The 13,666-nt window shown below is 67.0% G+C and carries 12 protein-coding genes; 5 read left to right on the top strand and 7 right to left on the bottom strand.

Features of this window, described 5'->3' with window-relative positions; genetic code table 11:
- Position 1: 1 nt before the first annotated feature.
- Complete coding sequence (locus ACI2K4_RS00200) at positions 2 to 1,105, bottom strand: NAD(P)/FAD-dependent oxidoreductase (RefSeq protein ID WP_404507583.1); 1,104 nt, start codon at positions 1,103 to 1,105, stop codon at positions 2 to 4.
- A 112-nt stretch (positions 1,106 to 1,217) separates the two neighbouring features.
- Here ACI2K4_RS00200 and ACI2K4_RS00195 point away from each other — a divergent pair, with 112 nt between their 5' ends.
- Positions 1,218 to 2,396, top strand: coding sequence for a hypothetical protein (locus ACI2K4_RS00195; protein ID WP_404507582.1), 1,179 nt, complete (start codon positions 1,218 to 1,220; stop codon positions 2,394 to 2,396).
- 61 nt (positions 2,397 to 2,457) lie between these two features.
- On the opposite strand, the gene ACI2K4_RS00190 is transcribed toward ACI2K4_RS00195, so the two are convergent.
- From ACI2K4_RS00190 to ACI2K4_RS00165, 6 genes are read right to left on the bottom strand one after another with little or no spacing between them, the layout of a single operon-like run.
- On the bottom strand, positions 2,458 to 3,309 hold the full coding sequence (locus tag ACI2K4_RS00190) for a glycosyltransferase family 8 protein (protein ID WP_404507581.1): 852 nt from the start codon (positions 3,307 to 3,309) through the stop codon (positions 2,458 to 2,460).
- A gap of 2 nt (positions 3,310 to 3,311) precedes the next feature.
- Complete coding sequence (locus tag ACI2K4_RS00185; RefSeq protein WP_404507580.1) at positions 3,312 to 4,598, bottom strand: hypothetical protein; 1,287 nt, start codon at positions 4,596 to 4,598, stop codon at positions 3,312 to 3,314.
- The gene (locus ACI2K4_RS00180) at positions 4,595 to 5,863 is read right to left on the bottom strand and encodes an FAD-dependent oxidoreductase (protein WP_404507579.1); all 1,269 of its coding nucleotides are present in this window, start codon (positions 5,861 to 5,863) and stop codon (positions 4,595 to 4,597) included. Before ACI2K4_RS00180 ends, ACI2K4_RS00185 begins: the two co-directional genes overlap by 4 nt.
- Positions 5,860 to 7,272, bottom strand: coding sequence for a class I adenylate-forming enzyme family protein (locus tag ACI2K4_RS00175; RefSeq protein WP_404507578.1), 1,413 nt, complete (start codon positions 7,270 to 7,272; stop codon positions 5,860 to 5,862). Before ACI2K4_RS00175 ends, ACI2K4_RS00180 begins: the two co-directional genes overlap by 4 nt.
- A 9-nt stretch (positions 7,273 to 7,281) precedes the next feature.
- Positions 7,282 to 7,554 (bottom strand): phosphopantetheine-binding protein, encoded by a 273-nt coding sequence (locus ACI2K4_RS00170; protein ID WP_404507577.1) that lies wholly within the window; start codon positions 7,552 to 7,554, stop codon positions 7,282 to 7,284.
- A gap of 52 nt (positions 7,555 to 7,606) precedes the next feature.
- On the bottom strand, positions 7,607 to 9,097 hold the full coding sequence (locus tag ACI2K4_RS00165) for a class I adenylate-forming enzyme family protein (protein WP_404507576.1): 1,491 nt from the start codon (positions 9,095 to 9,097) through the stop codon (positions 7,607 to 7,609).
- Positions 9,098 to 9,599: 502 nt separating this feature from the next.
- On the opposite strand from ACI2K4_RS00165, the gene ACI2K4_RS00160 reads away from it, so the two are divergent.
- The 4 genes from ACI2K4_RS00160 (at position 9,600) to ACI2K4_RS00145 (ending at position 13,634) form a co-directional block, all read left to right on the top strand.
- Complete coding sequence (locus tag ACI2K4_RS00160) at positions 9,600 to 10,586, top strand: ATP-binding cassette domain-containing protein (RefSeq protein ID WP_404507575.1); 987 nt, start codon at positions 9,600 to 9,602, stop codon at positions 10,584 to 10,586.
- A complete protein-coding gene (locus ACI2K4_RS00155) occupies positions 10,583 to 11,350 on the top strand; it encodes an ABC-2 family transporter protein (RefSeq protein ID WP_404507574.1) in 768 nt (255 codons plus the stop codon). The genes ACI2K4_RS00160 and ACI2K4_RS00155 overlap by 4 nt, the downstream gene beginning before the upstream one ends.
- Before the next feature lies 1 nt (position 11,351).
- Complete coding sequence (locus ACI2K4_RS00150; protein WP_404507573.1) at positions 11,352 to 12,134, top strand: ABC transporter permease; 783 nt, start codon at positions 11,352 to 11,354, stop codon at positions 12,132 to 12,134.
- 537 nt (positions 12,135 to 12,671) lie between these two features.
- Positions 12,672 to 13,634, top strand: coding sequence for a LacI family DNA-binding transcriptional regulator (locus ACI2K4_RS00145; protein ID WP_404507572.1), 963 nt, complete (start codon positions 12,672 to 12,674; stop codon positions 13,632 to 13,634).
- The last annotated feature ends 32 nt before the right edge of the window (positions 13,635 to 13,666 follow it).

Raw genomic sequence — 13,666 nt, 5'->3', positions numbered from 1 at the left:
GTCATCGCCCGAACGTCGACTCGTCGTGGTGTGCGATGACCACATCACCGCGCGGCTCCCCTCGCTGGCCGAGTACCGAGGCCACCCGCGCGGCCACGCTGGGAGCGTATTTGAAGCCCACCCCCGAACAAGCCGTCAGGGTCGCGATCCCCGGAGCCAACCACCGGAGCGCGAACTCGTCCGCCGGGGGAAATGAGTACGCGGCATGGACGGTCTCCATCCGGACCGGGTGCCCGATGTTCGGGACGTAGCGCCTGAGAACCGCCGAGTCGCGGAGCCATGTGGCACGTGCCAACGCTGCGGCGCTCATATCCTCGGCGTCGACGGGGAGCGAGAAATGTCCGAACTGCAAGCGCTGTCCATCGACTAGTGGAATCACGCAGAACATCTGTCCCGTCTCGTAAAAGACGTAGAAACAATCGGGACTGAGACCGCCGAGGCCGCCACTCCAGGTCGCGACCTGCATAAAGGCGGGTACGACACGGAGGTCCGGCCGCGCCCAAGCGGGACCCTCGGCGGCCCAGGCGCCGGTGCAGATCAACACCTGTTCGGCGCGAACGACCGTGCTCCCCACGCGCACCGTCACCGGCCTCCCGTCCTTCGACGGGGCGGTCAACACCGCCTTCCGGCCGAAGACCAGGTCAGCCCCGGCCCCTCTGGCCTCGCTGCGCAGCGCCCGGACACCCAACGGGGCGTCCAGCAGTCCACAACGGAGGTCGGCCAGCACGTCGCGCCGCTCGTCGGTGAGACCGATGAGCCAGGGGCTGTCCGGGGAGACCGGGGCGAGGTGCTCCGTCAACCCCTGACCGGGTGCCGGCTGGTCGATGCCCACGAATATCCCGGTGACGGGTCGCAGAATGGCCGTGGTGCGGCCCAGGGAAAGCTCATTCCATCGCGCCACGGACTCGATCGCCAACGCCGTGAGCTTCGGGCGGTGGACATCCACCTCGCGAACCATCCGGGCCGGACCGCACGACGCACCCCACACCTCCGTCTCGGGCGACTGCTCCACGCCGAGTACCCGCAGGCCGCGCATGGCGAGTTCGCGGGCGGTGGCACTGCCGTGCACCCCCAGGCCGACCACGACGACATCGAACGTCTCCACTGCACCCCCTCGTCCCTTCCACACTTGCCGCATGGGCGACCGTAACCACAAAACACCTATGCTGGAAGCCATCAGCGGTGCTTGATACAGTCCGTAGTGAAAGGAATTCCACGTGAGTCACGTACCGGTCACCGATCCCGAGTTACCCCGCCATGCGCGTACGTTCACGTCTGAGGTTGTCGCAGCGGAACAACTCACCGCCCGATCTTCGACACTTTCTTATTTCGCGCACAGCGTCGCGAAGCAACTCGGGACGACCTCTTCCGAACTACAGCAGCATCTTGCCGACGGACCCTATCTCTCATCCCTCATGGAGACACCACTCGGCAACGCGGCGGTCGTCGTACTGCCGATGACGTTCGTCGAGATGATCCAGGACCCCGACCTGACGGTAAGGTACGGGCAGGCTGCCCTGGAACTCTCGCTGGGAATGGGTGCCCGGCACGTGTCCCTCGCCGGTCTCCTGGCCTCGGCACTGCGGTACGGCGAACTGCTGAAGACACAGGACGGGGTGCTCACGACCGGACACGCCACGACCGCGGCATCCATCCTCAAAACGGTGGAGGCGGTGCTGCTGACCTGTGGACGGAACTGGAGGGCAGAGAGTGTCGCGGTGCTCGGCGCGGGCTCGATCGGGAAGGCCAGCACCTCCGCGTTACTCGCCCTGCTCGGACTCCCCGGAAGCCTCGTGCTGGCGGACCTCGTGGCGAAGCAGAACGAAACGATGCGGTTCGCCGAGGAACTTCGCGCGCGACACCCGGGCCTCGAGGTGTCCTTCGCGGATGCCACGCGGCGGCCAGACAGCCCGTTGTACCGTGCGACTTTCATCATCGGCTGCACCAGCACCCCGTACGTCCTCCAGGTGGAGGATCTGCGGCCCGGGGCGATCGTGGTGGACGACTCGGTGCCCCACTGCTTCAACGTCGAACGCGCTTTCAGCCGCGTCGCGGAGTCGGCCGACCTTGTCCTCGCCAACGGGGGGACGTTGAGGTTCGCGTCGGAATTTGATTCGCACGCCTTCGCACCCCGGTTGCTCCACAGCCGGCTCGGCTGGGACGCCGGCACCCGACAGGTCAGCGACATCACGAGTTGTACCTTGTCGCCGCTGCTCATGACACACGAGCCGGACCTGCCCGCGACGATCGGGCAGGGCGCGTCCGCAGCCGACGTGCTGGCGAACTATCGCGGTCTGGATCGCTTTTCGATCACGGCACCACCTATTCGTTGCGCCGGCCGGTCCCCGTCGCCTGCCTACCTGACCCGTTTTGCCGAGCGGTTCGGTTCGCGCTAGGAATGTGTCACCCCGTACGGGTAACCCGGCGGCGGCCGACGCCCCCCTCGCCCGCCCATGGTCAGAACCGGGCTGGCGGGTCCGCCGTGGATGTCGGCCACACCGTCTGCGCCAGGTGCCGGTGGAAGTCCTCCAGCAGCCATTTCGCGTCATCGACCGTTGTGTGCCGGTCCTGCCACGGCTTGATCGCCGTCAGATGCCTGATCAGGACCTGCTCTGGGTTTGTCCCGAACTCCCGGCGCCGGCCAAGCTGCTGGGTGGTCACGTTCCAGCCGGGGTCCAGCTCCAGCCAGGAGTCGGCGCAGACGACGTTGAGCGCACCCTGGTCCATCACCTCCTCGGCGACGGCGATCGCCATCGCACGCTCGCCGCACCGGCGCTGGAACCACTGGTCGCTGTTGATGAGCATCACGCCCGAGTTGAAGCGGCGCCCCGGCTTGGTACCAGCCCGGGCCAGCCGGCGGGTGCGGGCCTCGAAGAGAGTGTAGTAGTGGTCATAGACCGCACCGAGCAGGTGGTGGTTCAGATCCGTCTCCAGCAACCGGCGGATGTCCGTCCGTACGACCGTGTCGGCGTCGAGATAGACAAACCGCAACTGGTTCACCAGATCGGCGGGTATCTGGAGGCGGGCGAGAGCGGTTCGGTTAATGACGGTGCTCACCCCCCGAACCACTCGGTCGGGAAGGTCGTCACCGTCGATGTCGACAAGCCGGACCTCTTCCGGCCGGGCCAGCGACGCCAGGATCCGGGCCTTGCTCCGTGCGGACACACCGTCGCACAGGACCAGGGTGACCACCCCCGGGTCGGCCGTGTGGTGCTGCAATGAGCGAATCGACACGGTCAGTGGGACGACGTAACGCTCGTCGGTGGCGTAGACGATGTCTGCCCGCCGCACCGCTTCGGATGTCGGCATGCTCAGTACCCGCGACCCGGGACAACGTTGGGTAGTTGCAGCGGCAGGGAGACCGCCCGCCACGTCGAGCCGTCGCCGAAACCTACCGTGCTGCCTGGCGCCACCCGGTTCGACAGGTGCGCGAAGCAGATTTCCCGGCCTGCTCGCGGTGAGTACGCCGCCGAGGTGACATATCCGGACGGGATGTCCCGTGCCTCGGATGTCAGCATCTCGCCCACGGCTCGGCGCGGTGCTCCAGGCGACAACGCCGTCAGCCCGCCCACCCACATCTGGCCGGAGAAGTACTCGGGGTTCTCCAGTGCCCCGCGGCCGACGTACGGCTCCCGTTTGCCTCGGGACACGACATGCCCCAGCCCGGCGTCCAGCAGGTAGGTGCCGCGATGGATGTCCAGCGGGCACAGGTAAAAGCGAAACTCGCGACACTCGAGCCGATAGGTGGCCAGCACCTCCCAACCACAGGGGGTGAAGGTACGAGGGTCGGCGACCATCCGCTTCCACGCCTCGCGAATGACATCGGGTCCTCCCCACATCTCGATGCCGATGACTGTTCGAAGCACCCATGCCTCCCCTCCCCACCTGATGCCCACACGTGCGCCGTGAAAGGGGGGAAGTTGCAGGACCTGTGCTGCGGCGTCGTCGGCCAGGAGCCGTAACATCGCCTGGTCCCGGTGGGGTCCCTTGAGATTGAAGGAGCTGAGGTCGGTCTCCTCGGCCCAGGCCCGTGGGTAGCTGTCGAGCGCGTCGTGGAGCCAGCGAGGAGGGCGCGTGTCACCGCCCAGGGAGATCTGGAACGAATCCTCGCCGTCCCGAAGTACGACCCCCTCGGTGTCCACGGTCCCCTCGGGCGTGGTGAACACGGCGAAGGCGGCCTGACCCACGTCGAGCAGGTCGACCCGCCGCGGCGTGAGCGCGCCGAGCACCCGGACGGCGTCCGGCCCACGGACCGAGCAGTAGTACATGCCACCGCACGGAAATGCCCCCGTGCCGCGCGCGAGTGCCTGGTACTGCTCGTCGAAGGAGATCCCGGTCCAACCACTGACGGACGCCACGTTACCGCCCAGCACGCAGTAGTACTCCGGCTGACCGTACTGTTCGGAGATGATTTCCAGCGCCTCGCCCGGGTCATTCATGCGCAGTGCGCTCGGCCGCCCCTGAAGGGCGGGGTGGTCTGGTGGGATCAGCCGCCATGCCCACCCGTCAGTGGCCAGCGGACTGTGCAGCCGCCCGCCGTGCCGTACCGTCCGGTCCCACTGCTCGGCAACCTGACCGTCCTTCGTCATCTCGTTCATACCCGGTCTCCCCTGGGCTCCCCAAGTAGCTCGGTCATTGCCAGTAGAACCGCATCGACTTTCGGCTTTTCGGCCTCGTGCTCGGCCTCCGCGACGCGCAGGTCCTTCTCCGAGAAAGCGACACGGTTGTAGATGGGCTGGAACTGCCCCGGATAATAGGAACTGAGCAGAAGCCGCAGGTCGCTGCGCAGGGACTGACGCCGGTCGCCCATGGCGCTCGCGAGTTCCGCGAAGTGCGCCTCGGCGAGTCGAGCGAGGCAGGCCATCTCGGGCTGCCGCGTGGCGGCGAAGGCGGGACCGACCTCCTCCGCGTCTGCGCACTCCGACACCAGTTTCGCAAGCTGTCCCGCGTCGACCAGCGCGGCGTTCGCCCCCTGGCCCAGGAACGGTGTGACGGCGTGCGCGGCGTCGCCGGTGATGACGAGCCGCCCGTGGTGCCACACCGGGCAGTCGACCACCCGCACCCCGCCCTGTCGCTGCAACGACGCCTGATAGCCGGCCTCGGTGACGGGCAGCTCCGGCGCGAGTCGACGAAGTTGCTGATGGTCGGGAAACTCCTCGCCCCGCGGCACGAACAGGAGGACGGTCTTCACCCCGTCCCGGTTGGGGAATGCGATGAGCATGATCGAATCACGTGGCCACACGTCGACGGCGTGTGGGATCGCCCCTGGCCACAGCTCCGGGACGGCGAGTTCGAGCCATCGAATGCCGGTCTCCAGGGGTTCACCGCCCGCGGACCCGGTGTGTGCGCAGATCGCCCGTCGCACGGTTGACTGAAGGCCGTCCGCCCCGACGACCAGATAGGCCTCGATTTTCTCGTCATCACCGGTACCGTGGCGTACGACCGCGGTCCCGTCGCTGTCGAGGGAAAGTGTCCGCTGATCGAAGTGGATCGTGATTCTGTCGTCCGACAGCGCCTCTTCGAGGAGGAGGCGGACCAGATCACGCCGCCGGATCGAAAGGACCGCCTCACCGTGCCGGCCGTAGGGATGCAGTCGGGATTCTCCCGACCTCTCGTGGATGTGGCGGGTATGTGCTCGCACACCCGCTTCGACAGCCCGGTCGGCCAGGTCGAGCTCCGCCAGTACGGCCAGCCCCCGCTTGCCAAGGGTGAGGTTGATCGACGGGCGTTCCATGGTGAGACGGTCGGGCCTGGCCCTGCGCTCGGAAATCCGGACCCGGAAACCTCTCCGGGCCAGGCCGAGAGCCGTCGCGAGTCCACATATGCCGGCTCCGATGACGAGCACCGGCGCGTCGGACCTCATCGTCCGTACTCCTCGCGCAACCGAGCCTTGCCGGTGGCTGTCCTCGGGATCTCCGTGACGACGCGGACCTCCCGCGGCACCTCGACATCACGCAGGGCCGTCCGACAGAAGTGCAGCACGTCGCGGACCGTGGTCGACATCGTGCCGGCCACCACGAGCAGCACAGGCACCCGGCCGAGGCGCCCGTGGTCGGCCGCCACCAGCGCGAACTCCCCTAGGCCGGGACACCGGCCGATGACGGAGCGCACGTGCGCGAGGTCGACGTTCGTGCCAGCCACCTGGATCACGTCGTCGACGCGGCCGGCCACGGTCAGCAGACCTCGTTCGAGCATCCCGAGATCCCGGGTCCATACCTCGCCCGAGGGAAAGAGGTCGACCTGGCCGCCCGTGCGGTAGCCAAGGCCACAACTCGGTCCGGACACGACGATTCTGCCGGCGCTGGCGGAGTCGGCCGGCTCGGTACGGATGGTCGTTCCGTCCAGCGGCTCGCCGACCGTGTTTCGTACGACTTCCAGGTCGTCGGAGGTGTTCAGGGTGACGGTTCCCGCCTCGGCCAGACAGTAGGAACTCCGGGGCGGGACGCCAAAGCGTTGCCACACTCGGTCAAAAGTCGAACTCGGCAACGGCGCGGAGCTGCAAATCAGCCACCGCAGTCCGTCGAAGTCGACGCTACGGCTCTGACCGGAAAGCAGCTCGTACATGTACGGGACTCCGTAGACAAGGGTGGGCCTGGTCGCCTCCAGTTGCCGGTGGGACTGAGCGATCCGCACGCCTCCCAGTCGCCCCAGGTGAATGGACGAACCGGCCAACATTCCCGGGAGCAGCAGCATTCCGATCACCCCTGCGATCGACATCGGTAAAGGTGTGTAGAGGCGATCCTGTCGAGTGAGCGAGAGCCGTTTGGCAATCCCGGTGACGTTGGCCAACAGCGCACCGTGGGTGAAGCTGACGTACTTTCGTGTGCCGGTGGTCCCGGAGGTGGCGATGTCGAGGGCAACGTCACTCGGACCGCATTCGGGGGCAGCGGTCAGTGGTTGCGAGCCGGTCAGCACCGAGCGATACGCGACTTCGCTCCCCTGTCCGGTGGGCTGGCCGCGCACCACGACCGACGCGTCCGTCGCGGCAACGGCGGAGTCCACCTCACGAGCGTCGTCCGTAGCCGCGACGATCATGGCCCGCGCTCCGAGCCACCACGCCCCCAGCAGTGTCATCAGGAGTTCGGCGCCGCCGCCGTCGTCGACGAGCACGACGCCGTCCCCCCGGCAGACGCCGCGAGCACGTAGGTAGGCCGCCGCGCGGCGCGCTCCGTCTTCCATGTCCTCCGCGCCGAGTCCGCGGTGGTCGACAACGACGACGCCACGACTGGAGCGAATCAGGTCGACCAGGGAATCTTGCTGCACAAATGCCATCACTGAACCCTAAGTTCGGCTGGACGTATCTTCTTCCACGCTCAGTGCGCTGATTATCTGTACGAGATCGTTCAAGGACACCCACCAGTCCGGACGGGCCTCGATGATCCGGTCCGAGTCGATACCGAACTCTTCTTCGAGCGAGACGAGAAGCTCGAGGACCTGGAGTGAGTCGAGCCCGCGCAAATCATCGAGCTCAGGATCGGGTCGGTAACCGAGAACCTTCGTGAGAACTTCCAATGTGCGCGTACGGATCTCGCCCTCGTCGGTCGCGCTTGCCATCAGACCTGTTCCTCTCTATTCCCGGGGCATAGCCGGCGGTACGCCCAAGCGATCATTCGGTCGATCTATCCTGGCCTCGGATGTCACCGGGCTCGAACCGCACGGAACCGGGCCGCGTCGCTTGCCCTTCCGCGCTCTTCGGAATCTGCGGTACGAACTCGATCCTTTGCGGGACCTTCGTGGGACTGAGGTGAAGTCGACAGAACGCCAGCAAATCCTCTGCGGAGACACCTCGGGCAGCCACGACGCGCGCGACGGGTAGCTGACCGAGACGCGGGTGTGGTTCCCCGACGACCACCACGTCCCGCACTCCGGGGTGCTCACGCAGTACGCCCTCGAGTTCCCGTGGGTCCAGCTTCGCCACCCCGAAGTGGATTCGGGAATCGTTGCGACCGACCAGGTACAAGTATCCCCGCTCGTCCCGGTAGCCGATGTCGGCACTCACGACCCATTCACCCCGAAAGACGGTGCCGGTCTCTCCGGCGTCGTTGCGATAACGTGTGGCGGCGTAGGGGCTCCTGACCCAGAGCTGTCCCTCATGACCGGCCGCGAGTCCGACGCCATCCTCGTCACGGATCTCGGCCTCGACCCGTGGCAGCGGTCTTCCCACCGAGTGCGAGGACGCCTCCGGCGCTGACGCGTCGTTGTAGGCGATATGACCGGCCTCGGTACTGCTCAGCAGGTTGTGGATGGAAGTCCCGGTGTGTTGTGCGAAGCTGCGCGCGGTGGCCGGTCGCAGTCGCGCCGAACTGGACAGCGCCAGGCGAAGCCTCGCGATGTCGCCACGCGCGGGCGGCTTGCGGACAGCCAACTCGTACACATAGGGGGTGCCCGATATCGCGGTGACGGACCGGTCACGAACGTCCCGCCAGAACTGGCCCACGGATGTCATCGGCATCGACATCACGGTGGCACCGGCGAGCAGGGCCGGTAACACGGAGGTCGTGAACGGCGTGGTCGCCATCGCGGCAACCCGGTCGGTCGACGCCAGACCAATAGCCTGGGAGACCTGACGCACGTCGGCGTGCAGCCGGTCCACCCGGCGGTCGACCCACAACGGATAGCCGTTTGTCCCGCTGGTAAAGGCAGCGAACCAGGCCCCTGGTGCCGCCTCGGAGGTTGACGGCCGCGGAACATCGAGCAGACCCGACATGGGCAGGGAGCGCCGCCCGGCCACCGCGCCGTCGGAGACGACCAGGGCGGTGCCGGACGCGCCCAGCAGGCGATCCAACTCCCTGGCCCGGAGGTAGGACGGCAGCACGGCGACGGTCGTCCCGATCGACCACCCGGCGAGCGTCAACGCCACCGACTCCGGCATGCCCGGGTGCACCACGACGAGACGGCTGTCGGGCTCCTCGCCGAGCCTTCGCCGGAGGCCACCGGCCAGACGCATCGTGAGGTCTGCCAATTCCCGGTACGACGTCGTTCGGTTGTTCTCGACGATCGCCGGTCGATCATCGGTATCGCGCTCCAGAACCATTTCCACAATGCCCGCCAACTCGACACTCCCGTCAGTCATCGCGCGACCGGTCGCCACGGTCATGGTGTTCCGCCGGGTAATCCACAATCGCCAGTTCCGAGGGCCTGTCGGCGCCGGAGATACAAAGATGCTCTAGCCGTGCACGGGTCGGCTCGAACCGGGCTCGAGACGCGGCATTCGACTCTCCCCGGTCGCATACGCTCGATGATCGACATCGAGTCTATGCGAACCGGCGATGTTTACGTACCTCGAGTGGACTCCGATCAGGCGAGGATGCAAGGTAAGGCTTATGCCCGGAGAGACGCAGTGACTCGGCACGCCACACCTCCCGCACCGACCGACGGGGACCAGGAGGCGGACGTCATCCCACGGCCGGCCGGTCGATTCCCACCCGCGCCGAACCGGGACACGGGACGGGTCGTCGGCACGTCGACCGCGCGGGTGCCCGACCCGGCGGCGGCCGGGTGGCCACCCATGATGTCGTGGGGCCTCCCGCCCGTCGGAAAGCGGTGCTGTGGTGACCCTCCCGCTCGCCGACCCTGCGTGCGGTCCTAGGCCCGCTGGCATGTCTTCCAGCGGTCGGTACATAGCGGCAGACGGGCTCTCGATGACCTATCGAGTTCCGGTGCGGGAGTCGAGCCTGCGCGCCGCGATACAATCCATATGGCGTAGGGAGACCAGGGACATCGAGGCGTTGGCATCGGTGGACCTACGCGTGTGTCCTGGCGAGTCCGTGGCTCTGATCGGACCGAACGGCGCCGGCAAGACCACCCTGATGAAGATACTTGCCGGCATTCTGAAGCCCACGAGCGGCCGGGTTCGGGTGCTTGGACAGGATCCGTTCGAGCGGCGCCCGGACTACCTACGTCGGATCGCCCTGGTCCGTGGGAGTCAGCCGCTCGGGAGCGCACCGGAACTCACCCTGATGGACTCGTTGAAGTATCAACGCCTGGTCTATGACCTGAGTGAGCAAGAGTTTCGTACGAACGTGGACGAGCTCATCGAACTGTTGGGCATCGACGGCCTCCTCAACCGTCAGGTACGAGCGCTGTCCCTCGGCGAGCGCATGCGTGCCGGTCTGGCGATGGCGCTCCTCTACCGACCCGCGGTGTTGTTCTTCGATGAGCCGACGATCGGCCTGGACGTGTCGGCGGCCGTGCAGACCAGGTCGTTTCTCAAACGGTACGTGGCACAAACGGACGCGACATTGCTGTTGACGAGTCACTACATGGCCGATGTCGCCGAACTCTGCCCACGTGTAGTCCTGATCAATCGGGGCAGGAAACTCTTTGACGGGTCACTCGTCGACCTGACGAGCCGGTTCCAGGGCGACAAAATCATCAACGTGTGGATTCCCGAGGGCGGCACGCTGCCGGTCGAGGCGACACTGACCAATGGCCATTACGCGCTCCGTGTGGCGCGGGACCAAGTGGCGACCGTCGCCGGCCAGATTCTGTCGAACGCGGAGGTTCTCGACCTGACGGTCCGGGACGCGCCGCTCGATGTCGTGATCGACCAGATCTACCGGCAAAGCTCTCTCGATTCGCCATGACGCGCCTGCTCGGACTCTTCGGACTGCAGGTCAAACGGCAGATCCTGGGCTGGTCGGGGTCGTGGTGGTTCATCGTCGCCCTCGCGGCTGGTCAGCTGCTCGCTCCGTTGATCGGCATGGCGGTGTGGATGACGGTGTTTCCCGACTCCAGTCGTGTCTCCACGTACTACCTCGCCCTGCTGTTCACCGTGGCGACGACGGCGTCGTACGAAAACCACATCTTTTCCCAGAGCATCTACCGGGGAACGTTGTCGGAGCGACTCGTGGAGCCGCAGCCCGTCGTCCTCGCTCCCCTCGCCGAGAACACCGCGATCCGCGTATGGATCACGATGTTCGCGCTACCGGTCGTGGCGCTCGTTGCCCTGGCGACCCGGGTCTCGACAGACCTGGGGAGCCTGTCCCAGGCGGCCCCACTGTGGCTGGGTGCCGGCATGCTGCGATTCCTCTTCACGTGGTGCCTTGCCATGTCGGCCTTCTGGAGTGAACGGGTGCACGCCATCACGGGTTTCGGGACGACACTCACCTTCCTACTCGGCGGGAACGCCGTGCCGATCAGCTTTCTCCCCCCTGATCTGACATCCGTGCTGCGCTATTTGCCGTTCTACTCGATGGTTGGACTACCTGCCGACACGTCCGCCGGTATCCCGCCGACGCAGGTATTTCGGGGCGCGCTCGTGCAATTGGCCTGGCTGGGACTGATGGGCGGGCTCGCCGTCCTGCTCTGGCGGCGCGGGCTCAGGCGCTACACGTCCGCAGGGGGATGAGATGAAGCTGCTGGGCCTTTTCGCCGTCACGTTCGCACTCTCGCTTCGACGAAGCATGGCCCACCGGATCAACCTGGCCTTCGACCTCGCACAGTCGCTGCTCGGAATCGGCGCGGTCCTCGCCACCACGGCCGCCATCTATCGGCACACGGACCTGCTCGCCGGTTGGTCGCAGGCCGAGACTCTCGTCCTGACCGGGATCTACGCCGTGGTCAGTGGCCTACGTGTCGCCCTCATCGATCCGAGCCTCAGCACCTTCGTCGGATGCGTCCGCGACGGAACCCTGGACGAGTATCTGCTGCGTCCTGCTCCCAGCTGGTTCACGACGACGTGCCGGGAGCACGCACCGCTGGCTCTCGGGCAGTCCCTGCTGGGTGTAGGTATCGCCACGGCCGGAGTCGTCAATCTGCCGTCCCCGCCACGGCTCTTCGACATCGCGGTCACCCTCGTCCTCGTCGTCTGCTCGCTGGTGATCACCTGGTCGGTGTCGCTCGCGATCGCCTGTATGGGCTTCTGGGCGGCCCGGTTCGAACTCAGTCCCCTGGTGGGTTCACTGTGGGATGTCGGACGCTATCCCGGCGACGTGTACCGGCAGCCACTGCGCGCCGTCGTGACGTACGTCGTCCCCGTGGCTGGGATGATCACACTGCCTGCCAGCACCCTCGCGGGAACGTCCTCCCCGCACCTGGTGGTCGCGGGAGTGGGTCTCACCGGCATCTTCGTGAGCGTCGCGAGGCTCCTGTTCCGGCGCGGCGTGAGGCGCTACACGGGTGCCACCTCCTAGTGGGCAGGCCGCCGGTCGTGGCGCGACCATCACCCGGCCTGGTCGTACGTGGCCGAGGCGGGAGTGGCCTTCGAGATACCCGGGCGCCGTGCGGGTGACGAGAATCAGGCGGTCGCGGTCGCGGTCGCGGTCGCCGTCCCTCCCCCGGTGCGGCGGCACGACCGGCCGCGCGGCATTGCCGGTGACCGCACGGTGGACATCGGCTTCCGGGCCGTGGCGCCGGCAACGGCACGCGCCGCACTCCGGCGCGTCGATGGTATGTCGCTTGCGGACAGAGACGGCGCCCGGTAGACCACAAGGCTGTGTGGATGCCGAACATTGTCGACGCTCGACGGGAGCGACCGCCCCAGGAGGCCCGGAAGTTGAACACCCCGGGGATCCGCCCACCAGCGTCCCGACCATGGCGGCGGCCGATCGATCCATCGCGGGCGACGGATGAAATCCGGCCCGCACCGGATGTAGCCCCGACGGATGCCCCTGGTGACCTCGCGGAGGTTGGTACCGAGGCCACCAGTGCCGCCTAGGGTCACCATCAACATGGTTGCCGACCAGGCGGGCGTCTCGCGACAGACCGTGTCGAACGTGCTCAACGCACCGCACCTGGTCAGAGCCGAAACCCGCCGCAGGGTACGCGGCGCGATCCGGCTGCTCGGGTACCGACCCAACCAGGCGGCCCGCACCCTCCGGATCGGTCGTTCCCGTCTGCTCGCGGCCCGGATCGACGCGAGCCGTCACGGTGATGACCACTTCGATTCGCACACGTTCCTACGAGGCCTGACCGAAGCCGCCGCCCGGTCACGATTCCATCTGATTCTCTACGACGCGGTCGACGCGGAGGCCGAAATCCGCGCCTACGAGGACCTTCAGGTCTCCTATCAGCCGGCCGGGTTCGTCCTGTTGAACATCGGCGCGCGGGACCGCCGGACAACCTGGTTGGCCGACCACAACATGCCGTTCGTCGTGTTCGGCGGCCTCGTACAAGATCAGTACGACCAGGTGAGTATCGACGACACCTTCGGCACGGCCGAGATGACCCGCCGGCTACTCACCGCCGGACACCGTCGAATCGGTTTCATCGACTGGCCCCGCGACGTGCAGCCGGACAGCCCTCGACGGGCCGGTTGGATGAAGTCCATGGCGGATGCCGGCGCCGATCTCGCGGGCCTGGAGCGCCGGGTCAGCAATGACCGTGATCATGGCGAGCGCGCCGCAGCCGATCTTCTCGGCACCGCACATCCCCCGACCGCTCTCGTGTGCGGCAGCGACCTGTTGGCTCTCGGCGCCATGTGGGCGAGTTCCAGCACGGCACCGTCAACGGCCGTGACCGGTTACGGCGACACCCCGGTGGCCGCGGCCGTCGGTCTGACCTCCGTCGACCGGCGGGTCGGGCACGCGGCGGCGAGTTGCATCGACATGGTCACGGAACCTGCCGACGGCGACCGCCCGGGTGCCCGACGCGTCCTGCTGCAGCCGCGCATCGTGGCCCGGAGGAGCGGATAGCGCAACGGGGACATCGCTCGTCCTCCCGAGGT

The organism is Micromonospora sp. NPDC050397 (genome assembly GCF_044901685.1).
In the GTDB taxonomy this organism is placed as follows: domain Bacteria; phylum Actinomycetota; class Actinomycetes; order Mycobacteriales; family Micromonosporaceae; genus Micromonospora_G.
Note: the sequence above shows the minus strand (reverse complement) of the source record. Positions and strands in the feature narration are given on the sequence as shown.